Origin of the sequence: Paracoccus sp. Arc7-R13, from assembly GCF_004010775.1 — a bacterium.
GTDB lineage: Bacteria > Pseudomonadota > Alphaproteobacteria > Rhodobacterales > Rhodobacteraceae > Paracoccus > Paracoccus marcusii.
On sequence record NZ_CP034811.1, the window covers coordinates 106,182 to 130,205 of the forward strand.

At 69.2% G+C, this 24,024-nt stretch carries 11 protein-coding genes; 6 read left to right on the forward strand and 5 right to left on the reverse strand.

Annotated elements, in window-relative coordinates; all coding sequences use genetic code 11:
- Window positions 1-76 precede the first annotated feature (76 nt).
- The 3 genes from EOJ32_RS16585 to EOJ32_RS16595 are packed head-to-tail and all read left to right on the forward strand — an operon-like array spanning window position 77 to window position 5,873.
- Window positions 77-3,955: a non-ribosomal peptide synthetase gene (locus EOJ32_RS16585; RefSeq protein ID WP_127899500.1), complete on the forward strand. Its 3,879-nt coding sequence runs from the start codon at window positions 77-79 to the stop codon at window positions 3,953-3,955.
- Window positions 3,952-4,713, forward strand: a complete 762-nt coding sequence (locus EOJ32_RS16590) for a WecB/TagA/CpsF family glycosyltransferase (protein WP_349548229.1) — start codon at window positions 3,952-3,954, stop codon at window positions 4,711-4,713. Before EOJ32_RS16585 ends, EOJ32_RS16590 begins: the two co-directional genes overlap by 4 nt.
- On the forward strand, window positions 4,710-5,873 hold the full coding sequence (locus EOJ32_RS16595) for a glycosyltransferase (RefSeq protein ID WP_127899501.1): 1,164 nt from the start codon (window positions 4,710-4,712) through the stop codon (window positions 5,871-5,873). The genes EOJ32_RS16590 and EOJ32_RS16595 overlap by 4 nt, the downstream gene beginning before the upstream one ends.
- Here the strand turns inward: EOJ32_RS16595 and EOJ32_RS16600 are convergent.
- The 5 genes from EOJ32_RS16600 to EOJ32_RS16620 form a co-directional block, all read right to left on the reverse strand.
- A complete protein-coding gene (locus tag EOJ32_RS16600) occupies window positions 5,870-7,195 on the reverse strand; it encodes an oligosaccharide flippase family protein (RefSeq protein ID WP_127899502.1) in 1,326 nt (441 codons plus the stop codon). The two genes, EOJ32_RS16595 and EOJ32_RS16600, sit on opposite strands and share 4 nt — an antisense overlap.
- A gap of 5 nt (window positions 7,196-7,200) precedes the next feature.
- Window positions 7,201-8,109, reverse strand: a complete 909-nt coding sequence (locus tag EOJ32_RS16605) for a T9SS C-terminal target domain-containing protein (RefSeq protein ID WP_127899503.1) — start codon at window positions 8,107-8,109, stop codon at window positions 7,201-7,203.
- Window positions 8,106-8,846: an SDR family NAD(P)-dependent oxidoreductase gene (locus EOJ32_RS16610; RefSeq protein WP_127899504.1), complete on the reverse strand. Its 741-nt coding sequence runs from the start codon at window positions 8,844-8,846 to the stop codon at window positions 8,106-8,108. The genes EOJ32_RS16605 and EOJ32_RS16610 overlap by 4 nt, the downstream gene beginning before the upstream one ends.
- Entirely contained in the window at window positions 8,843-10,420 is a 1,578-nt protein-coding gene (locus EOJ32_RS16615) for a GMC oxidoreductase (RefSeq protein ID WP_127899505.1), read from the reverse strand. The genes EOJ32_RS16610 and EOJ32_RS16615 overlap by 4 nt, the downstream gene beginning before the upstream one ends.
- 106 nt (window positions 10,421-10,526) lie before the next feature.
- On the reverse strand, window positions 10,527-11,924 hold the full coding sequence (locus tag EOJ32_RS16620) for a hypothetical protein (RefSeq protein WP_127899506.1): 1,398 nt from the start codon (window positions 11,922-11,924) through the stop codon (window positions 10,527-10,529).
- Between the two features lie 182 nt (window positions 11,925-12,106).
- On the opposite strand from EOJ32_RS16620, the gene EOJ32_RS16625 reads away from it, so the two are divergent.
- Genes EOJ32_RS16625 through EOJ32_RS16635 form a run of 3 tightly spaced genes read left to right on the forward strand, consistent with a single transcriptional unit; the run spans window position 12,107 to window position 23,996 of the window.
- Window positions 12,107-18,433 (forward strand): SDR family NAD(P)-dependent oxidoreductase, encoded by a 6,327-nt coding sequence (locus EOJ32_RS16625; protein WP_371706176.1) that lies wholly within the window; start codon window positions 12,107-12,109, stop codon window positions 18,431-18,433.
- Window positions 18,430-19,407, forward strand: a complete 978-nt coding sequence (locus tag EOJ32_RS16630; RefSeq protein WP_127899507.1) for a glycosyltransferase family 2 protein — start codon at window positions 18,430-18,432, stop codon at window positions 19,405-19,407. Before EOJ32_RS16625 ends, EOJ32_RS16630 begins: the two co-directional genes overlap by 4 nt.
- Window positions 19,404-23,996 carry a MupA/Atu3671 family FMN-dependent luciferase-like monooxygenase gene (locus EOJ32_RS16635; RefSeq protein WP_127899508.1) on the forward strand — a complete coding sequence of 1,531 codons (4,593 nt, stop codon included), beginning with the start codon at window positions 19,404-19,406 and terminating at the stop codon, window positions 23,994-23,996. Before EOJ32_RS16630 ends, EOJ32_RS16635 begins: the two co-directional genes overlap by 4 nt.
- Window positions 23,997-24,024 lie beyond the last annotated feature (28 nt).

Sequence of the window (24,024 nt, forward strand, 5' to 3'; positions counted from 1 at the left end):
CAACTCTTTCTTTGCGATAGCGTGATTGGACGGGTATCGCTGGTTTCATCTTATTTGGTCGGAACGGATTAGGAATATGCTGCACGGACCGTCTGTCAGCACGGATGATCGAAAGATCGTCCGCGATCTGCCCGCCGCCACCGACAGCCAGGCGGCCTTTCTGGCGGGCAGCGATCAGGCAGATCCGAACCGCGCCCATATCGAACAGATCGTTCTGGACGCTCCGTCCGACATTTTGGCGCCCGGCCCCCTGCTGGCCGCATGGCAGCAGTTGGCAGACCGTCACGAGACGCTGCGGACCGTTCTGGTCACCGACGATACCGGCATCCTGCGGCTGGACGTCCTGGACCACGCGTCGGTGCATATCGACAGTGCCGATTTGTCGGACGGGATGGTGGACCGTTTTCTGGCCGATGACCGCGCGGCCGGCGTGGACCCCACCGAACGGCCCGGATGGCGGGTCACGATGGCCGATCTGGGTGGGGGGCAGGCCCGGATGGTCTGGACCATCCACCACGGCCTGATCGACGGGACCAGCATCGCGTTGATTCTGACCGAACTGTGGCGGATCCTGTCCGGCGATCCGCTGATGGCACCCGGCATCGGCTTCATCCAGGCGATCCGGGAGCGCCAGCTGGACGAGTCGCAGGCCCGCGCCGCCTTTGCCGCCACGTTGTCCGATGAAACCGTCGCGTCGGCCTTTCCCGCGGCCCCGGCGAAAACGCATGGCCCGATGCACCAGACCGACCTGACTCTGTCGATGGACGCGTGCGACGCCATCCGCCGTCTGGCGCATGCGGCGCAGGTGACCACGCTGACGGTGGTGCAGGCGGCTTGGTCGATGCTGCTGATGCGCTGGACCGGGCGGTCCGGCGCGGCCTTCGGTCTGGTGGAATCGGGTCGTGGTCGCAATGATCGGGTCGCGGGCTGTCTGGTCACGACGGTGCCGTTCCAGGTGCGGATGGACGACATCGGAACCTTCGGCGACCTGCTGGCGCGCCTGCGGGCGCAGACGCTGCAGTTGCGGCCGCATTCCCATGCGCGACAGACGCTCATCCGGCAGTGGTCTGGTCGGCAGGGCCGTGCGGCGCTTTACGATACCGTTCTGATGTACCAGCGCGGCACGCTTGCCGCGCGGCTTGCGGCGGACGGCTGCGGCTGGACCGGCGTCCGCCTGATCGAGGAGGGCACGGCGCTGATGTCGTGGTCGGTCCATGACGAGGGCGCGTTGTGGCTGTCGCTGGAGCATGACACCGCCCGGTTGCCCGACGAGGTGGCGACCCGCATCCTGCACCAGATGGCCAACCTGCTGCAGGCGATGGGTCGGGCCGACACCGACACGCCGCTGTCCGACCTGACGATGCTGGACGCAGAGGAGCAGCGACACCTGCACACACTGGGACGCTCCGATCGGCCCGTCCCGGATGTGCTGCCCGACCTGGCATCGGCCTTCGAGGCGACGGTCGCCCGTCATGGCGACCGGACCGCCGTGACCGAGGCGCAGACGGGTCATTCCGTCGATTTCCGCACGTTGGACCAGCAGGCCAATGCCCTTGCGGCGCGGCTTGTCGGATGCGGCATCGGTCCGCAGGATGTCGTGGCGATCGCCCTGCCCCGATCCGTGCGCCAGATCGCCGCGATGCTGGCCACGCTCAAGGTCGGCGCCGGCTTTCTGCTGCTGGATCTGGATCAGTCCCACGACTATCTGTCCGGCCTGATCCGCCAAGCCCGTGCCAAGGCCATCGTGGTCCAGCAGGACATGCCACTGTCGACCGCCGCACCGAACGTGGTGATGGCCGACGATGCCTGCCAAGCCCACGCCCCGCCGCGACCACCCCTGGATGCGGACAGCTTGGCCTATGTCACCTTCACCTCCGGCTCCACCGGAACGCCCAAGGCGGTTCGGGGGCTGAACGCGGCACTCAGCGCGCATGCCCATGCGATGGTCGACGCCTATGCGCTGACCGAACGGGATGCGGTCCTGCAGTTCGCGACGCCCAGTTTCGACGTTGCGCTGGAGGAGGTCTGGCCGACGCTGCTGTCCGGCGCGCATGTCGTGTTGCGCGACGCCACGCCGCTCGGCTCGATCCAGGGGCTGCTGGATCTGGTCCGGCGGCATGGGCTGACGGTTCTGAATCTGCCCGCCAGCTATTGGCAACAGATGGTCGCGGACCTGCGCGATCATCCGCGGCCCATATCAGACAGCCTGCGCCTGTTGGTGACGGGCAGCGAACGCGTGCCGCCCGCAGCCTTCCGCGAATGGCAGCGCCTGGCCCCTGGCGTCCGGTTCGTCAACGCCTATGGCCCGGCCGAAGCCACGGTGACCAGTACCCTGTGGCAGGGATCGTCCCTGTCCGCCGGGTCCGAGGTTCCGATCGGTCGTCCCGCCGGCCATGCCCGCGTCGTGCTGCGCGCGCCGGACGGTACGCCCACGCCTGTGGGTGGCGAGGGAGAGATCGTGATCGGCGGTCAGGCCGTCAGCGGCGGCTATCTGGACGATCCTGATTCGACCGCACGGGCGTTCACGGCAGACGCCGGAGGCCGGCTGTATCGCAGCGGCGATCTGGGCCGCTGGTCGGCGGACGGGCAGCTGATGTTCCTGGGGCGCGAGGATCGGCAGGTCAAGCTGCGCGGCCAGCGGATCGAACTGGGCCAGATCGAAAGCGCCCTGGCGGCACGACCCGGCGTCCTGCAGCTGTTCGTGGACCTGGACAAGGGACCGCCGGCACGCCTGCTGGGCTGGATCGTCATCGAGGATGGCACCGACATTGACCAGATCGCGCGCGATCTGCGCGACCAGCTGCCTGCCTATATGGTGCCACGGCTGATCGCGGTCGATGATCTGCAGGTCACCGCGAACGGCAAGATCGCGCGGGACCTGCTGCCCCGTCCCGCCGCCGCCGGGCCCGTGGCCGGACCCGGCCATGCCGAACCGCAGGTCCTGGCCGTGGCTGCCTGCATGGCCAATGTGCTGGACCTGGCCCATGTCGGACCAGATGACGACTTCTACGACCTTGGCGGGGATTCCCTTCTGGCGTTGCGCCTGATCAGCCTCGTGCGAAGCCGCACCGGACTGCGCCTGCACACGGCCGATGTCATGCAGGCCCCCACGCCCAAAGGGCTGGTCCGCCTTCACCGCACGACCCCGGATCGGCCCCGCTATCTGATCCCGACCCAGCCCCTGGGACATAACGTTCCGATCATCGGCGTCCATGTTCTGGGCCGCAAGCAGGCGCTGTTCCGGCCCCTGTCGGACGCGCTTGGTCCCGACTATCCGGTGCTGGGCCTGACGGTCGGCGTTCCCGAGGGCGGACTGGTCATCAGGGTCGAAGCCGTCGCCCGCACCTATCTGGAGGAGCTGGATCGGCACCTGCCGGGGCAGCCGGTCTGTCTGGTCGCGGTGTCGATGGCGTCCTACTTTGCGCTGGAGCTGGCGCAGCAATTGCGCCGCGCGGGGCGCGAGGTGCCCCTGCTGGTGGTGCTGGACGCCGCGGGCCCCGGCGGACGGCCCTCGGTCCGAGGCTGGGCCAAGCTGCGGGCGCATCTGGGCCAGCTGCGCCGCCACGGCCTGCGCCATATCGTCGAAACGCTGGACAACCGCCGACCCCACGAACAGCCCGAGGTGCGCGACCTGCTGCCGACCGACGGCGAAGGTCCGACCATCGACATGGCCCAGCTGATCGAGGCGAACGTGCAGGCCGTGATCCATTACAACCCCCAGCCCTATGATCGGCCCATCGCGATCTTCCGCGCCGATGCCAGCTTCTGGGATTCCCCGGAGGGCAAACGTCAGGGGTTGGGCTGGGCGCAGATTGCGGCGGGCGGGTGGACCCTTCACGACCTGCCGGGAACGCATCTGTCGATCCTTGAGCCGGGCAATGTCGAGGTGCTTGCCGACCATCTGCGCAGACTTCTGCCGCCGACGCCGACCGCCACCCCCGTGAAGGAGCCATGATGCAATTCGCAATCGGCGACGACCGCGTCGCCCTGACCGTGCCGGACCGCCAGGCGCTGCTGTCGATCGTCGAGACCCGGCTGGCGGCCCGTCAGGGTTTTGCCTTGGCGACGATGAATGTCGATCATCTGGAAAAGCTGCGCAGCGACGCCGATTTCCGCACGGCCTATGCGCAGCATGACCTGATCGTTGCGGACGGCAACCCGGTCGTCTGGCTGGCGCGGCTTGGCGGACAGCGGGTGTCGCTGGTGCCAGGATCGGACCTGGTGCAGCCATTGTGCGCGCTGGCTGCCCGCCTGGACCGCGGCGTGGCCATTCTGGCCGGCACCGAGGAGGGCGGACAGGATGCTGCCCGCCGCCTGATCGCCGCACATCCCGGACTGACCGTCAGCCTCGTCGCTGCTCCCGGCTTTCCTTTCGATCCCCACGGTGCCGAGGCCGACGCCCTGCTTGACCGCCTGAACGCCAGCGGCGCCTCTCTGTGCCTGCTGGCCCTTGGCGCCCCGCGCCAGGAGATCCTGGCCGCGCGCGGGCGCAGGATCTGCCCGCAGGTGGGCTTTGCCTCGGTCGGGGCGGGCATCGATTTCGTCACGGGCAAGCAGCGCCGCGCCCCGCGGTTGTTCCGGGCAGCCCGCATGGAATGGCTGTGGCGCGCCGCGCTGAGCCCCAAGCGGTTGGGCCCGCGCTATGTCCGCGGCGCGCTGATCCTGCCGGGACATGCCCTGCGCGCCCTGCGTGAAAGACCCCGGCAGTCATGACCGGCATGCTGGTCATGGTGCCCTCGGTCCACGTGATGATGCGTGACGGGCAGATGTGGATGGACGACAAGTTCGTGGCGGGCCTGCACCTGTTTGCGCGCGAATGGGGCGGCCCGACCCGTGTCGTGCTGCGGCAGGGATCGGCGACGCTGCCCTTTGCCAGCCCGGTGACGGCCGCGGACCTGCCCGGAGAGCTGCGCCTGATCGCCCAGGATGCGCCCATCTCAGCCGAGGATCTGCGCGGCGCGCAGGTGGTGCTGGGCACGGCCGACGACCATCGGCAGCTGGATCTGGCCCCCCTGTGCGGCGCGGTTGGGGCGCGGCTGGTTTATGCGATCGAATACCCGCTGCAGACCCGCCTGGCCGTCGCGCGGCTGGACCTGGCGCGCCGCCCGTTGCGTCTGGCCCGGTCGGTCCAGTGGCTGCTGACGCAGGAGTTGCGGCTGCGCCGTGCGCTGCGGTCAGCGCACGGGGTGCAGGCCAACGGTTATCCAGCGATGGCGGCCTATGGGGGGCTGAACGACGACACATGCCTCTATCTGGACAATCGGTCAGAGCGGGAGACCATGGCCACGGCTTCAGAAATGCAGGCCCGCGCGGGGTGGAACGGGCCGCTGCGGATCGTCCATGCCGGCCGGTTGATCGCGATGAAAGGCACGCAGGACCTGATCCCCACCGCCATCGCGCTGCGCGAGCAGGGCGTGGATTTCCGCATGGACATCTTTGGCGCCGGCGACATGCGGCAGGCGATCGCGGACGACGTGGCGCGGCATGATCTGGGCGGGACGGTTCATCTGCATCAGCCGGTCGATTTCGCCACCGGCCTGGTGCCGTGGATGCGCCGGAACGCAGATCTGTTCTTGGCCCCGCACAGGCAGTCCGACCCCTCGTGCAGCTATCTGGAGGCGATGGGCTGCGGTGTGCCCGTTCTGGGCACGAACAACCGGATGTGGTCTGAACTGGCGCGCCAATCCGGCGGCGGTTGGGTCATGCCGATGGGACAGCCCAGGAAGGCCGCCAACATCATCGCGGGGCTGAACCGGGCGGCGATCGCCAAGGCCTCGGCCCACGCGTTGGAGTTTGCGCAGGCCCATGACTTCCACAGCGAGTTCAGGCGCCGCATGGATCACTTGCACCGCGTGGCGGCAAAACCTGCCTAGACCAGCAGAACCGCGGCCAAGATCAGCCCGACCGCGCCGAAGGTCAGGTCGTGCAGACCATCCCATGCCCCGTGCTTGCGGGCGATGCGCACCAGCATCGGATAGGCCAGGATGGCCGCCAGCGCCTGCCCTGCCAAGGCACCCGGAATGCCCGCCTGGATGCCACCAAGGGTGAACAGGCTGAGAAACAGCACCGCGCGCACCAGCGTGACCCAGAAGAACCCGCGGGAGTCCCCTCCGGCCAAGGCGGCCTGGTCATAGCTGAGACCGATCAACGACGGAATGCTGGCCAGCGCGATCAGCGTCACCAGCGGCCCCGCACTGGCATAGCGCGGATCATAGAGCAGCACGACGAGATGTTCCCCGAATGTCGCCAGTAGCGCCAGCAGCAGCATGAAGCTGCCCGTCAGCGCGGCGCGCACGATGCGCACGCGACGCATGTGCCCGGCACTGGGATCCTCGAACGCGGTACGATAAAGCGGGATCATCACGCGGGATATCACCGTCGTTCCCAGCATCAGCGGAAAGCTGGCCAGAAAGAACGCGATGTTGTAAATGCCCAGCTGCGTCAGCGTCAGCAGGCGCGCCAAGACCGCCTTATCGCCCTGAGAGATCACGAAGCCCACCACGGTCGACGGCATGATCCATTTGCCGAAACGCACCAGTTCGGCAACACAATCCGGGTCCCACCGGAACCGGTTTGCCGGGCCCGGCATCCAGTAGCTGACCATCAGCACCTTGACCACCGACCCCAGGATCAGCCCGATCACCAGCGCCCAGGCCGATTCCAGCATGGCGGCCAGCCCGATGGTGATGATCGTGGTCACCGCCGCGGTCGCCAGTTCCACGATGGTCAGGCGACCCATCTGCAGATGACGGTTCGCGGTCTCGATCTTCGTGGGCAGCAGGCCATAGATCATCGCTGTGGTTCCCGCGACGGGCAGGAACCAGACCAGTTCGGGCACCCCGTAGAAGGACGCCGCCGGCACCGCCAGGATGCAGCAGCCCAGCCACAGGATCACCCCACGGATGGCCTGCATTGTAAAGGCCGTGTCCAGAAAGGTTCGGTCGTCGCCCCGCCGGCTTTGCAGGATGGCCGGGGTGATCCCCACGTCCGAAAAGTTGTTCAGGCCCTGGATGATGACCATGATCAGGGTCATCAGGCCGAACACCTCGGGGAACAGGAGACGGGTCAGTACCAGGTTCGAGGCCAAGCGGATCGCCTGGATGCCCCCGAAGCTGATCATCGTCAGGGCCGAGCCGCGGAAGGCCCGTTGGGCAAGCCCCTGCCCCGTGAACAGCGATCCGATCATTGCGCGCATGGTCGTCAGTGCCGCCCGGTCTGCATGATGTCCCAGATTCTGTCGGCCGTATCCTCATACGCGGCGGCAAAGTCGGGATTAATCGTGTCGGGCAGCGCCAGTCCCGACGGCGGCCGTGCGCCATAGAGATCGGCGTAGGTGATCATCGCCGCCAGCAGATAGATCGTCTCGGTCCCGTGGGGGGACAGGTCGGAAAACAGCGCATCGGGCGCGATGGCCGACAGCGGCGCCTCGGACAGCAGGCGTGCCATCACGCGACCGACCGGCAGCAGGCTGATGTCGGCATCGGGACGCACCCCCGCAAGCCGCGCGACATAGTCGTCGTACCAGCGGGCATAGCCGTTCTGCGCGTGGCGGTAATACCGCTGCATCTCGGCCGGTTCGGGCGGGAAATCATCGGCAAAGGGATGCAGGTCGGCCCACCCTTCGTAGATCAGGATGCGCGGCGCATCGGTGTTCTGCACGACCCAGTCCAGGACGGTGACTGTTGCGCCATAAGGGGACTGGCGGTCGGGGTTGTCGCCCGGATAGCGCTTGTCCGCACGGCCGTATTGAATGAAATTCTCGGGGTTCAGGATGATCGTGTCGAACCGCGCCGAGGCAAAGGGCTGATCCGGATTCCAGGCGGGGGTGACCGCATCGAACGACCAGTTCGGAACCGGCGGCAGTTCCGCCGCGAATTCGCGCGGAAAGCCGAAGCGTCCGTCCAGCGCCAGATCGCGCCCGTCGTGCCGGGCCATCACGGCCAGCCAATGGGGGACGGTCGTCTCGTCCGTGTCGGTCAGGTGATGGATCAGGCTGTTGCCGAAGACGAACACACGGGCGCTGTCACGTTCGGGTACGGGTTCGGCTGTAACAGGCGCGGGCACGGACAGGCCAAGGGCGGCAAGGGCGGAATACAGGATGTGCTTCATGTCGTCTCTTTCAGGCTGGTCGGTTCCGGGGCCAGGACGATTGGTCTGGCGGCGGGTTTCAGCAACAGCAGGTCCAGGACACGGCGCCGCAGCGATCGGCCCGGCAGGATCTGGCGATCCCCCAGGACGGTCGCGCCGTGCAGGGCCGGATCATCGTTCAACGCCAACGCCGCGCCCAGTCCTGCGGCCTGATCGGGGCCATGTGCGGGATCAAGGTCTGGCACCCACTCGGTCGCGACGATGCCGGGCAGACGGCCGCCGACCTCGACCGACAGGGCCCGGGTCAGGATGTCTGCCCCGGCCTTTGCGACAGCGAACCCCAGGTTGCCGGGCAACGGGGGACGCGGCACCGGGCGGGCAATGTTGATGATGCGGCCGCGCCCCTGCGCGACCATGCCGGGCAGGAACGCGGCCGTCACGTTGATGCGCCCGCACAGGTTCACCTGCACCTGATGGCACACATCCTCGGCCCGGGCGGACAGGAAATCCTCGCGGCGATGGATCGCCGCGGCATGGATCAGAATGGTGACCGGACCAAGTTCGCCCTCGATCCTCTGCGCCAGGTCGCGCATGGCCTGGGCGTCGGTGACGTCGCCCTGCATCGTCTGGAACAGCCCCTCGGCCGGGCGCGGGTGGCGGGATACGCCCCGCACCGTCATCCCATGCGCCGCCAGGTGACGCGCAATGGCCTGACCCAAATCCGTGCTGCTGCCGGTGATGACGGCGACCCCGCTCATGGCGCGGCCTTCAGCCGCCGGGCCATCGCATCGGCCACCCGCAAGGCGTTCGCCACGATGGTCATGCCAGGGTTCACCCCGGTCGAACTGGGCATGAAGCTGGCATCGGCGACGAACAGGTTGTCCAGATCATGCGCCTTGCAATCGCTGTCCAGGACGCCCCGGCGCGGATCGTCCGAAAAGCGCAGGGTGCCGCAGGGATGCGCGATGTTCAGTTCGGGCGCATGGCTGAGCCACAGGGATCGGACCCCGCGCAGGCGCCGCTTGAGCAGTTTGCGGAACCGCAGGCGACGGGCCAGAAGCTCTCCGGACATGCGGTATTCGTAGATGATCGTGTCGGGCCGCGCGGGGTCGTGCCGGACGCGGTTGTTCTCGTCCGGCAGGTCCTCGATGATCCCGGCAAAGACGCGGGCATCTCCCAGAAGCTTGGCCGCGGTCAGCGCGGGCAGGCGCAGCAGCTCATGACCGATGCGCAGGTGTCTGAAGGGCGAGGCCTGATACCGCTGACGCAGCACGTAGAGGATGTTTCCGTAATCGGCGGGCAGGCCCAGGGACTGGAACAGCCCCATCCGATCGGGCCCGTCCCGGTACAGGTCACGCAGCGAAAAGGTCTTGAGCGGTCCGGGCGAGCTGACGGGCGCGTTTCGCGGGGGCCAGATGGCGATGCGTTCGTTGATGTGGAACATCAGGCCCCGACCCACCAGGCCGCTGGAATTGCCGCAGCCGTCGGGCCAGTACTGGGTGCTGGAGGCCAACAGCAGGCGCGGCGACGACAGGCTGCCCCCGGCAAGCACGAAGGCCCGCGCTGACAGCAGATGCTCGACTCCGTCGCGGCGGACGCGCAGGTGCGTGACCGTCCCGGCATCACCCTGCAGCGACAGGGCATCAGTGCCGTCCAGCACCGCGGCGCGCCCCGTGGCAAGGGCGGGCAGGACGCCCGCCGACCGACCGTCCATCTTGCAGTCGCGGGGGCACTTGCGGCCGATGCACTCGCGACATCCCTCCAGCTGGCGGATGCCAAGGTGCGCGCGATAGGGGTGCAGCCCTGCCCTCTCCAGCGCCTGGCCCAAGGCTTCGTCCCGCGCGGCCAGCGGGCGCGGGGCCGCCAGGGGCGCTGCCGGTTCGCCCAACGGGTCCTGGCTGCCGTTGACGGCCATCACGTCGCGCGCACGGTCGTACCAAGGCGCGAATTCATCATAGCCCACCGGCCAGCCGCCCGTCGGATGCGGCAGGTCGGGGACGGATTCCATGTCGTGGCGTTCGGGCTGTTCCATGGCTGCGGCATAGAAGACCGAGGTGCCGCCGACGCCCACACCCTGCGCGCCCCAGCCAACCGACGTGGCACCGTCCACCGTCGATTCCACCGGCACCGGCCAGCAGCCGAACATCTGCCGCGCGAACGGGTCGTCATAGCCGCATTCCTGGCCGTTCTCGGCCAGGCGGGGGCCGGTGGACCCCTTTTCGACGAACAGCACCGAAAGGCCCGCCTCGGCCAAGGCACGACCGCAGAGGCCACCGCCCAGGCCGGCGCCGACGATGATCACGTCCCAGGATCTGTTCAGAAGTTCGTCCACGTGCCCTCGATTGTCAGGGGTTTGAATGGCCGGGGGCCGGATGCCGCAGATGCGCCACGCGGTTCCGCGACCCGCATCGGGGCGACAGGGGAATGCGCGCGCCCGGTCATCCGATCACCGTCTTCATCGCCCGCCGCGCGGCGGGGGCCGGGGCGGCCTGTCTGGCTCCGACGGGCATGCCGCGGGCCGCCAGCCCCGCCAGGGCACCCGCGCTCATCCAGGTCAGAGGAGTGACGGTCGCATTGGGGATCAGGTCCACCAGGCTTGCCGCCATGATCAGGGCCAGGCCGGCGGTCCAGCGGTCGACCGGACCGGACCGCGTCGCCAGCCACAGCCGGATCACCGAACCGCACAGCAGGCCGAAGATCGACAGATAGCCAAGAATGCCGCTGATGGTCATCACCACCACCCAGTATCCGTCGCTGACGCTGGTGTACTCTCCCGAGATCGGATCGATCTCAAGGTTGCGGCCCCATCCGCCCCAGCCCGCCAGCGGCTTCTGCGAGGCGCGGTCCAGCAGCACCTGTTCGTTCATGAAACGGAACTCCAGCGACCGGCCCCGTTCGGCATCCATCGACAAGGCAAAGTCGCGAATCGCGTCGGTGGGCATCACACCCAGCCACAGCGCCAGCGGATAGGCCATCACCACCGCGGCCAGCGCCGCGGCGATGCCGACCTGCAGGCGGGGCGGCGTCATCAGCACCAGCGGCACCAGAAGCATTCCGTAGATGATCGATGCCGCGCTTTTGCACAGCACCAGAACCACCAGAAGATAGGCCAGGACGGCCATATTGCGGGTCCGCGCCTGCGCATTCCCGTCGCGCAACGCCACCGCGGCGCAGATGACAGCGGTCACGACCAGGATCGCGACCCACAGGCCGTGTTCCAGGAAGACCATCGGGCGGAAGCCGCCATAGCGGATAGTCTGGCTGAAATCATGCGCGAAAAAGCCGTAGATCCAGACGTTCAGCTGCGGGCTGACCCGAATCTCCAGCAGCATCGGCAGGGAATAGGCCAAGGTCGCCAGCGTCAGCGCCACCATCCAGGCCCGGATGCCGTCGGTTGACGACAGGACCAGATACCCCAGCAGGAAGGGCAGCAATGTCAGCACGGTGTTGATCGTGCCGTTGAGCGCGTCGAACAGACCCAGGCCGGGACGATAGGTGATCCCCTCGATCAGCGGTTCGGGATTGGTGGCCACCGTCAGGGTCGGGGTGACCATCGCCAGGACGGTCAGGATGACGACCCAGCCCTCCAGCCGGATCCAGGGCATCGGAAAGCGATCGCGCAGCATCACCGCACCCAGCATCGCGCACAGGGACGGGATCGCATGTTTGTCCAGGGTCGGCAGAATCGGCAGGTCGATCCCCACCACCGGCGGCAGCAGCAGGTATCCCAGCAGCGGCACCCAGATGAGCGCCTGTCGGGGCGTCAGCCGCGAGAACAGCATCGCCGCCACGGCCGGCCACGCTGCCAACATGATCAGCGACAGACTGTTGCCCATGTCTTCTCCCAGCTTGAACGTCACGCTTAAGGGGAACGATGACGTGAATCCACAGGAATTAGCGTAAATTCCCATGCAACATTCCGTCAGCTTTGATAATCATCCCATTGTAAGGTTTCAGTGGTGGATTGCGGACCGCGCTCAGCGCAGGGTTGTAATCCGGAAGAACAAGGAAGACGGGCTTGACCGATACGCCGATCAACATGCGTGACATCGCCATCGTGGGCTTTGGTGTCGATCTTCCCGGCGCGTCCGACCCCCGGCAGTACTGGCAGAACCTGCGCGACGGGGTCGAATCGATCATCCATCTGACGCCGGAGGAGCTGCGCGCGGCCGGAGAGACGGAATCACGGATCAGCCATCCCAATTACGTCCCCTTTGCCGCCCGGCTGGACGGGTTCGATCATTTCGATGCCGAGTTCTTCGGCCTCAGCCCCAAGGATGCCGCGGTGATGGACCCCCAGCACCGCAAGTTCCTGGAGACCTGCTGGCATGCGCTGGACCATGCCGGGCACCGGCCCGACAGCCTGGGCATGGTCGGGGTCTGGGCGGGCTGCGGGATGGGCAGCTACTTTTCCGTCAACATCTGCTCGAACCGCGACCTGGTCGAGGAAACGGGCATGTTCCTGCTGCGCCATACCGGCAACGACAAGGATTTCCTGTCCACCCGGGTCAGCCACATCTTCGACCTGCGCGGGCCAAGCGTATCCGTGCAGACGGCCTGTTCCACCTCGCTGGTGGCGGTCCATTCTGCATGCCAGGCGCTGCTGGCGGGCGATTGCGACGCGGCGCTTGCCGGCGGCGTCACGATCGAGCTGCCGCAGGGTCGGGGATATATCTACAAACCGAACGAAATCCTGTCGCCGGACGGTCATTGCCGCGCCTTCGATCACCGCAGCCAGGGCACCGTCTTCGGCAGCGGCGCGGCGGTCGTGCTGCTGCGCCGCCTGTCGGATGCGATCGCGGACGGCGACCACATCTGGGCGGTGATCCGGGGCAGCGCGATCAACAACGACGGTTCGGCCAAGGCCGGCTATCTGGCCCCCTCGGTCGAGGGGCAGGCGGCCGCCATGGCCGAGGCGCATCTGATCGCGGGCGTCGACCCCTCCACCATCGACTACGTCGAATGCCATGGAACGGGCACCAGCCTGGGCGACCCGATCGAGGTTGCGGCCCTGGCCGAGGCCTTTGCCCTGGGCCAGGGGGGCGGTCGGACCGGCATCGGCTCGGTCAAGACGAATATCGGCCATACCGACACCGCCGCCGGCACTGCCGGTCTGATCAAGGTCGCCCTGTCGCTGCATCACCGCGAAATCCCGCCCAGCCTGGGATACGAGGCGCCGAACCCGGTGATCGATTTTGATTCGACCCCCTTCCACGTCGTCGCCACTCGCGAGCCTTGGCCCGCGCACCCGGACCGCCCGGGCCGGGCGGCGGTGAACTCGCTTGGCGTGGGCGGCACAAACGCGCATGTCGTGGTCGAGGAGGCGCCCCCTGCCCCGCCCTCGGAACCCTCCGACTGGCCGGTCCAGCCGCTGATCGTGTCGGGTCGCACCCGCGCCGCGCTGGATGCCAACGCGGCGGCGCTGGCGGCGTGGCTGCGCGCCCACCCCGGCGCCAACCTGGCCGATGTGGGGTTCACCCTGCAACAGGGGCGCAAGCTGTTCGACAAGCGCCGCGTGCTGGTCGCCGCCGATGCGACCGAGGCGGCCGAGCTGCTGGAGACCGGCAACACCCGCCGGGTCTTCAACCACGACCGGATGACGGCGGCGCCCAAGCCCGCCTTCCTGTTCCCCGGCGGCGGCGCACAATCGATCCACATGGCGCGCGGCCTGTACGAGACCGAGCCGGTCTTCCGCGACTGGATGGACCGCGGCCTTGCCGTGCTGGAACGCCTGACCGACCGCGACCCCAGGGCGCTGTGGCTGCCCGAACCGGGCCAGGAACAGGCGGCGACCGAGGCGTTGAACCGCCCGTCGGTCCAGCTTCCGCTGATCATGATCGTCGAATACGCGCTGGCGCAGCTGTGGATCAGCTGGGGTGTCGTCCCGCAGGCGCTGGCCGGTCATTCGATGGGCGAGAACACCGCCGCCTGCCTGTCGGGGGTGATCGGGTTCGACGACTGCATCGCGCTGGTGGAACTGCGCGGACGCCTGTTCGACCGCATCGCGCCGGGGGGCATGCTCAGCGTGCCGCTGCCCGCGGCAGAGCTGATGGCCGAGGCGGGCGACGACCTGGATCTGGCCTGCGACAACGCCCCCGGCCTGTCGGTGGTGTCCGGCCCCCGCGACCGGATCGACGCGCTGCAGGCGACGCTGGTCGCGCGCGGCATCGACTGTCAGCGCGTGGCGATCGACATCGCCGCCCATTCGCGGATGCTGGAACCGATCCTGCCGGAATTCGAGGCCTTCCTGCGCAGCATCCCGCTGTCCGCGCCAAGCATCCCGATCTTGTCGAACCGCACCGGCACCTGGATGACGGACGCTCAGGCCACCGACCTGCGCTATTGGGTCGATCACCTGCGCCACCATGTCGATTTCGCGGGCTGCATCGCCACGCTGCGCGAGGATCCCGCGCGCCTGTTCGTCGAGGTCGGCCCCGGCCGCGCCATGTCTGCCCTAGCGCAGGCCAATGGCGCAGCACCCGACCGGGTGATCAGCACCCTGCGCCATCCCGACCACGCAATCGAGGATGACGCCTTCTTCCTGAACGCGTTCGCGCGGCTTTCGGCCACCGGGCTGGCGCTGGACTGGTCGCCGATCTGGGGCGAGGGTCGCCGCCGTGTGCCGCTGCCGGGCTATGTGTTCCAAAGCAAGCGTTACTTCATCGAACCGGCATCGTCCGACGCATCCTATGCCACGACCGACGACGCGCCGCTGGCCATCCCGGAATCGCAGGGCTGGGCATGGCGACCGTCCTGGCGGCTGTCGGCCCCAGACATCGAACTGGGCGCCGATGGCCGTCCGCAGGCCGCGGCAGAACGTTGGCTTATCCTGGCAGACGAGACCGGATTGGCGACCCGCGTGGGCACGCAGCTGCGCGATGCCGGGCACGAGGTGATCTGGCTGCGCCCGGGCGACTGTTTCGCGCAGACGGGGGAATCCGACTTCATCGTCGCGCCCGAGAATGGCGCATCGGATTTCGAACTGCTGATAGCCGCGCTGGTGGCGCAGAACCGGCTGCCGCAGCGGATCGTCAGCTTCTGGCTGGTGCCCGATGCCGGGCGGCAAGGCGCGCGGGCGGGCTTCAGCGCGTTCCATCGCCATCTGGAACAGGGCTTTAACACTGCGCTGCACCTGATCCGGGCTTTGGCGAACGAGGGCGGCGGGCAAGAGATCGACTTTGTCGCCATCACCTCGGACGCCGTGCGGGTGGGGGTCGAAAAGATCGAGGCCCCCGAAAAGGCCACCATTCTGGGCCCCCTGGCCGTCGGCATGCGCGAATTCCCGTGGCTGTCGGCGCGCAGCATCGACGTGCAGACGCGCGGCGATCAGACCGCACTGGCCCAACGCTTGGTCGAGGATCTGCTGGACCCTGCGCCCCCGGCCCGCGCTGCATGGCGCGACGGTCGCCGCTTGGCGCGCCATCTGGTGCCCGCCGCGCTGCCCGCGCCGGACGCCTCGCCGACATTCGGTCCGGGGCGGACGGTGCTGATCACCGGCGGCCTGGGCGGCATCGCCCTGACCCTGGCGCGCCACATCAGCGCGCAGGGCGCGGCGGTGGCGCTGCTGACGCGGCGGCCCCTGCCGCCCGAGGACGAATGGGACGCCCGCATCGCCGCCGATCCCGACCATCGTCAGGCCCGTCAGATGGCCGCCCTGCGCGACCTGCGCGCGGCCGGGGCGAGCATCGCGGTCGAGGCCGCGGACGTCACCGACGCCGAGGCGTTGTCGCGCGCCGTGGCCGCGCTGCGCGGCAGGCTGGGTCCGATCACCGACCTGATCCATGCCGCGGGCGTCGTCGACGATGCGCCGATGCTGGCCAAGTCCACCGCCGGGATCGAGGACGTGCTGGCCCCCAAGGTCCACGGCACGCGCAACCTGGCGATGGTGCTGGCGGCGCATCCGGTCCAGCGCACCGTGCTGTTCTCGTCGACCTCGACCGAGATCGCGGCTGCGGGACAGGTCGACTATGTCGCCGCCAACGAATATCTGAACGCCGTCGCGGGAGCCGGGATCGCGGCCTTTGGCCAGGTGGTGTCGCTGAACTGGGGGGTCTGGGCCGATATCGGCATGGCCGCCGACGCGCTGACGGGGCGCCGCGACGACCCCGCGCCGATGCCCGTCGATCAGCCCCTGCTGTCCACGCATGCGCGCCAGGGTGCGGTCGACCGCTTCGGCGGCAGGCTGTCGGCCTCTGACTGGATCATCGCCGAACACCGGACCCGCGACGGCGTGGCGCTGCTGCCCGGCACGGGGACCATCGAACTGGCGGCGCAGGCGCTGCAGGCGGCGGGTCGGCATGCACCTTGGGCCTTGCGCGACCTGACCTTCCTGGACCCGCTGACGGTCGAGGATGGCGGCACCCGCGATTTCCGCGTGACGCTGACCCAGGGACAGGAGACCACCGGCTTCCTGGTCGAGGCCGATTTCGGCCAGGGGCCCGTCGCCGTGGCCGAGGGCGCTATCACCGCCGCCGAACCTGCACGCGCACCGCTGGACATTCTGGCGCTGACGGCGGGCATGCGGGTCGACCGTGCGCCCGTGGGCCATGCCCTGGAATCCGCGCAGGAGGGTCAGATGGCCTTTGGTCCGCGGTGGCGCGTCCTGCAGGCGACCTGGATGGGCGACGGCCAGGGCTTGGCGCAGCTGCGCCTGCCCGATGCCGCCCTGGCCGATCTGGACCGTGGGTTCATCCTGCACCCGGCGCTGATGGATATTGCGACGGGCTGGGCGATGGACCTGATCCCCGGCTATGACCGGGCGCAGCTGTGGGTGCCGCTGTCCTATCGGGCGCTGACCATGCATGCGCCCCTGCCGGCCGCCGTCACCAGCCTTGTCAGGCTGGCCAACGCATCCGACGGCTATGCCAGCTTCGACGTGACGCTGACCGATGCGCAGGGCCGCGTTCTGGTCGAGGTCGAGGGGTTGACCCTGCGCCGCCTGGACGCCGCCCCCGCGGTGCGCCTGGCCGCGCGCGGTCCCGAGATGGCGCAGCCCACCCGCCCCGGACAAGAGCGTCTGGCGCGCATGGTCGCGCAGGGCATTCCCCCCGGCCGCGGGCCCGCGCTTCTGGAACAGGCGCTGCAGGCCGGGCTGCCGCAGATCGCCATCTCCAGCATGGACCTGCCGCAACTGATCGCGCAGGAGACCCGCAGCAGCCGCGCCCGCGCCGCCGGCGCCAGCACCAGCTTCGAGCGTCCGGACCTGGACAGCGACTATGTCGAACCGCGAACCGATCTGGAACGCAGCATCGCGGGGTTCTTCCGCGACCTGCTGGGCGTGCAGCAGGTGGGCGTCGATGACGGGTTCTTCGACCTTGGCGGCCATTCGCTGATCGCGGTGCGGCTGTTCGCGATGATCCGCAAGGCCTATGCGATCGACCTGCCGCTGGCGACGCTGTTCGAGGCCCCGAACGTCGCGGCCCTGGCCGCCCTGATCGAGGCGCGGATCGGTCCGCGCCCCGACAGCAGCCCCGGTCAGGTCGTGCCGCTGGCACAGGCGCAGACCGCCAGCTTCACCCATCTGGTGCCGATGAGCCAGGGCGCCGCGGGCGGGGGGACCCCGCTGTTCATCGTCGCGGGCATGTTCGGCAACGTGCTGAACCTGCGCGCGCTGGCGCAGCGCCTGTCACCCGACCGTCCGGTCTGGGGCCTGCAAGCGCGCGGCCTGTTCGGCGATGCCGCCCCGCATGCGACCTTGGCCGAGGCCGCAACCAGCTGCATCGAGGAGATCCGCCAGATCCAGCCGCAGGGCCCCTATCTGGTCGCGGGCTTTTCCGGCGGCGGCCTGACCGCGCTGGAGATCGCGCGTCAGCTGCAGGCCGACGGAGAGAGCGTGGCGCGCCTGGTCATGCTGGACACGCCCGTGCCCATGCGCCCGACCCTGACGCGCAAGGACCGCCTGATGATCCGGGCCGCCGAGATCCGCCGCGAGGGGCCGGGCTTCCTGTCGCGTTGGCTGCGGGAACGGCTGGCCTACGAACGGTCGCGTCGCCAGCAGCTGCCGCAGGCGGATTCCGCGGGCTTCCACAACGCCGCCATCCATGCCGCCTTCCTAGGCGCGCTGCCGCAGTTCGAGATGCGGGTCTGGGATGGTCCGGTGACCCTGTACCGGCCGCGGCTGGACCGGCAGTTCAAGGTGTCGGGCGGAATGCATGTCAGCACCGCGCGCGAATACGTCTTCGAGGACAACCTGTGGTCGCCCTGGATGCCGGAGCTGACCGTCGTCGAGGTACCCGGGGACCACGATTCGATGGTGCTGGAGCCCTGCGTCAGGGTGCTGGCCGACCGGATGCGCAAGGATCTGGCAGAGGGCGACAAGGCTGACCTCCGGAGGGCCGCGGAATGAGCGTGGGCGCCGTGCATGTGATCATCCTGAACTGGCGCAGCGCGCAGATGTCTCTGCGCTCGGCCGAGGCCGCCGTCATCGCGATGGAGGGGATCGAGGGCGTCATCTCGGTGATCGACAACGATTCCGGCGATGGCAGCTTCGAGGAGATGAGCCGGGAGGCCGCCGACCGCGGCTGGACCGCAGGCGGCCGCCTGCGGGTGCTGCAGTCGGGCCATAACGGCGGCTTCGGTGCGGGCAACAATGCCGCGCTGCGCGTGCCGACGGATCGACCCTGCGATCTGGTGCTGATCGTGAACTCGGATGCATTCCTGGAACCCGACACGATCGCGCGGATGCGGGCGCACATGCTGGCGCATCCGGCCATCGGCCTGCTGGGGTGCCGGGTCGTGGGCGAGCACGGCAACCACCACACCACGCATTTCCGCTTCCCGACCGCCGCCAGCGAGCTGGAGGACGCGGCCCGCACCGGGCCGATCTCACGCCTGCTGGCGCGCCATGTCGTCACCATGCCGATGCCGCCCGTCGCCGCGCCGGTGGACTGGGCCGCCGGTGCGGCGCTGATGATCCGCCGCGACGTCCTGGACGCGATCGGCGGCTTTGACGAGGCATATTTCCTCTATTTCGAGGAAACCGACCTGTGCCTGCGCGCCGCAAAGGCGGGCTGGCCCACGCATTACCTGCCGGATGCCCGCGTGATGCATATCGGGTCGGTCAGCACGGGCATGCGGGAATGGACCCTGCCGCCCGATTACTGGTTCGCCTCGCGCGAGCATTACTTCCGCAAGAACCACGGCCGCGCCTATGCCGTCGCGGCGGTGCTGGCCCATCTGGCCGGCCTGACCGTGCGGCGCCTGCGCGCGATCCGCCGCGAAGACCAGACCATGCCCAAGGGGCAGGCGCGCGCGCTGATCCGCCACGCGCTGGCTCCAAGCCGACCCCGACAGATTTTCCGACCCGGAGACAGACCGTGACCCAGCTTGATTTCGCATTGATCGGCAACGCCTCGCTTGCGCTGGAGGCGGCGCGGATCCTGACCGGGCGCGGCCATGTCCTGCGCTCGTTCACGGTCGAGGATCCGGCCCTGGCTGCGGCGGCGCGGGCGCAGGGCCTGCCGGTGGGTCCTGTGGCGGAATGCGATTATATCCTCAGCGTGGCGAACCTGACCGTCATTCCGGCGCAGACGCTGGCACTGGCGCGGCGGGGGGCGGTCAATTTCCATGACGGTCCGCTGCCCGAACGGGCCGGGCTGAACGCCCCGATCTGGGCGCTGCTGGAGGGGGCGCAAAGCCACGCGATCACTTGGCACCGCATCAGCGGCGGCGTGGACGAAGGTCCGGTCCTGCTGCGCGTGCCGGTCCAGATCGCACCCGATGACACCGCCCTGACCCTGAACGCCCGCTGCTGGGAAGCAGCGCTGAGCAGCCTGCCCCAGCTGATCGACATGCTGGAACGGGGCGACGATCAGGGCTCGGCTCAGCCCCATGCGCCGGTGAAACGCCACATGCGGATCGACCGCCCTGCGCATGCGGCGACGCTGGACCCGGCGCAGGATGCCGACAGCCAGGCGCGGCTGGTCCGTGCGCTGGACCACGGCCCCTACTGGAACCCGATGCTGCGCCCGCGCCTGCGGACCGGTCGTGGCATCCTGCTGGTGGGCGGGGCGGAACCCGCGCAGGGCAACCCGTCGGCCCAGCCCGGACAGGTGCTGGAGGTCCGCGACCACGATATTCTGGTCGCCATGGCACAGGGCGGCGCGCTGCGCCTGTCGGGCCTGCACGGCACGGACGGGCAGGCCGTGGCGCATGGGCTGTCCGTGGGCGACCGGCTGCCGACCGGCCCCGCCGATCCGGCCCTGGATGCGGCCATCCGCGACGCCGCCCGGGACGAGCCGTTCTGGCGCAAGCGCATGGCGCGTCTTGCCCCTGTGGTCGTTCCCGAAGCCGCGCTGTCGGACGCGCCCGCGGAATGGCAGGCCGACGGCCTGACGCTGCCCCGCCCGCTTCCCGCCGCGGCGGTCCTGGCCGCGCTGGTGGGCGCGCTGGTCCGGATGACGGGATCGTCGGCCTTCGACATCGGGCTGGCGCCGCATCTGCCGGACGGCGTGCGCGACCACATGCTGGGGTTCCGCCCGCTGCCCGTCGATGCCGATGGCGAGACGCTGCAGGCGCTGGCCGCAGCCCTTGACCGCGATCGCCGCGCGCTGCTGGACCGGGCGCCGGTGCTGGCCGACCTGATCGCCCGCGCGCCGGAACTGGGGCGTCCGGGGACACCCGGCCTGATCCTGGCCGCGGGACCGCAGGACGCGCCGACCGGCGCCGCGATCTGCGTGGCGCTCGAGGAGGGCGAGCAGTCGCGCGTGCAAGTCTGGTGGGACCGCACGCGCCTGTCGCAGGCCGCATGGCGCGCCATCGCCAACGTGGCCGAGGCGCTGGCCGCGGCCGATCCGTCCCTGCCGCTGGACAAGGCGCCGACCCTGCCGGCCCATGCCATGGCGACCGTGGCCCGCGACGACCGCGATGCGGGCCCGGACGCGCCTGCGACGATCCAGGACGCGTTCGCCGCACAGGTCGCCCGACGCCCCGATGCGGACGCGCTGATCTTTCGCGGAGAGAGGCTGAGCTATGCCCAGCTGGACCAGCGCGCGTCCCACCTGGCACGACAGTTGGCGGCGATGGGCGTCGGCCCCGGCGTGCCCGTGGGCCTGTTCGCCCCGCGCGGGCTGGGACTGGTCGTCGGTGCGCTGGCGATCCTGAAGGCGGGCGGCGCCTATGTGCCGCTGGATCCGGACTATCCGGCCGACCGGCTGCAGCATTACATCGCCGACAGCGGTGCGCCGGTGGTCTTGGCCGACCCGGCGATCCTGTCGCGCCTGCCAGCGCATCAGGCGCGCGTGCTGCCGCTGGACGCCAACGGACCGGAGGCGGACCCCCGTCCCGCATCGGGCCAGGACCTGGCCTATCTGATCTATACCTCCGGCTCGACCGGGACGCCCAAGGGGGTGATGGTCGAACACCGCAACGTGGTGAACTTCTTCGCCGGCATGGACCGGTCGCTAGATGCCCCCGAACCGGGCACCTGGCTGGCGGTCACCAGCCTGTCCTTCGACATTTCCGTGCTGGAGATCTTCTGGACGCTGACCCGTGGCTGGAAGGTCGTCATCGCAGGCGATCTTCTGGGGGGTGCCACGGCGGAGCCTGCCACCGGCAGCCGCAAGGGCATGCAGATGTCGCTGTACTACTGGGGCAATGACGACGGGGCGGGCCCCAAGAAATACGAACTGCTGCTGGAGGGCGCGAAATTCGCCGACCGCCACGGCTTCGTCGCCGTCTGGACGCCCGAGCGGCACTTCCACGCCTTCGGCGGCCCCTATCCGAACCCCTCGGTCACCGGGGCGGCGGTGGCGGCGGTCACGCAGAACATCGCGGTCCGCGCAGGGTCGTGCGTCGGCCCCCTCCACCACCCTGCCCGCATCGCCGAGGAATGGGCGGTCATCGACAACCTGACCAATGGGCGCTGCGGCATCGCCGTGGCCTCCGGCTGGCAGCCGGACGATTTCGTGCTGCGCCCGCAGAACACGCCGCCCGCCAACAAGCCCGCGATGCTGCAGACCATCGACCAAGTCCGCCGGCTGTGGCGCGGCGAGGCGGTCGAGTTTCCGCGCGCCGACGGCACCCCCTTTGCCGTCGTGTCCCAGCCCCGGCCGGTATCGGCGGAACTGCCCATCTGGGTGACCACCGCGGGCAACCCCGAGACCTGGCGCGAGGCCGGGCGGCTTGGCGCGAACGTGCTGACCCATCTTCTGGGTCAGAGCATGGACGACATCGCCGCCCGCATCCCGGAATATCACGCAGCCCTGCGTGAGGCGGGTCACGATCCGGCGGATTTCACCGTCACGCTGATGCTGCACAGTTATCTGGCCGACACGCGCGAGGCCGCGATGGAGACCGCGCGCGAGCCGATGAAGGAATACCTTCGCGCCGCCGCCGCGCTGGTCAAGCAATATGCCTGGGCCTTCCCGGCCTTCAAGAAGCCCGCGGGCGTCACCGACGCGATGTCCCTGGACCTGTCGAACCTGGACCCGGACGAGATGGAGGGCATCCTCGATTTCGCCTTCCTGCGCTATTTCAATGACAGCGGCCTGTTCGGGACCGTGGACGATGCCGAGGCGCGGATCGCGGCCCTGCGCAAGATCGGCGTGACCGAGATCGCCTGCCTGATCGACTATGGCATCGCCCCGTCGATGGTGCTGGACAGCCTGCGGCATCTGGCGGTGCTGCATGACCGCGTGAATCCGGTCACGACCGAGGTCGCCGATTACGGCATCGCGGCCCAGATCACGCGGCACAAGGTCACGCACCTGCAGGCCACCCCGTCGATGGCGCGCCTGCTGCTGGAGGACGCACCGTCGCGTGCCGCGATGGCGGGGCTGAAGACCATCGCCCTGGGCGGAGAGGCCCTGAGCCAGGGCCTGCTGGCCGATCTGCGACGGAACGGATCTGCGCGCGTCCTGAACATGTACGGCCCGACCGAAACGACGATCTGGTCGGCGGTCGCCGATCTGGGCACGCAGGCCGACGATGTCTGGTTGGGTGACCCCATCGCCGCCACCAGCCTGCACCTGCGCGACCCGCAGGGAGAGGCGGTCGCCGACGGCGTGGCGGGAGAATTGTGGATCGGCGGGGCGGGCGTCACCCGCGGCTACTGGAACCGTCAGGCGCAGACCGATGCGGCGTTTCCGCAGACCGACCAGGGACGTCTGTACCGGACCGGCGATCTGTGCAGTCGCGACAGCACCGGGCGCCTGCGGTTCCTGGGTCGCATCGACCAGCAGGTCAAGCTGCGCGGCTATCGCATCGAACTGGGAGAGATCGAGACCCGGTTGGCCCGCCTGCCCGGCGTCCGCGACGTGGCGGTCGTCGCCAAGGGCCAGGGTCCGGGCGATCGGCAACTGATCGGCTATGCCACCGGAGAAGGGCTGGACGGCGCGGCGCTGCGCGCGGCGCTGTCGCGCGAGCTGCCCGATTTCATGGTGCCGCTGCAGATCCATGTCCTGCCGGAGATGCCGCTGACCCCCAACCGCAAGATCGACCGCAAGGCGCTGGCGGCGGCCGATGCCGCGCCGCCCGCGGCCCGGGTCGCACCGCCGGCACCACCGCCCGTTGCGGCCGCCACGCCGGTCCCCGCCCCGGCGCCCGAGGTCAACGACCTGCAATCGCGGATCGGCCAGATCATGGCCCGCATCCTGGGCCTGCCCGAGGTTCGCGCGGATGACAACTTCTTCCAACTGGGTGGGCACTCGCTGCTGGCGGTGCAGCTGCACCGGACGATCCGGGACGAGCTGGCAGTAACGCGCAGTTCGATCACGGACATCTTCCGGTTCCCGGTGCTGCGTGATCTGGCCGCGCATCTGGGCGGAACACGGGCCACGCCCGCGACCCCTGCACCGGTGGCCGCTGCCCCCTCGCCCACGCCGGATGCGGTCCAGCCCGCCGCAGCGGGCGACATGATGGCCGCACGCCGCGCTCTGCGCGCGCGCATGCGACCCACGGGCCAAAACTGACACGGCATATGTCGGCCGGGGAACCGGC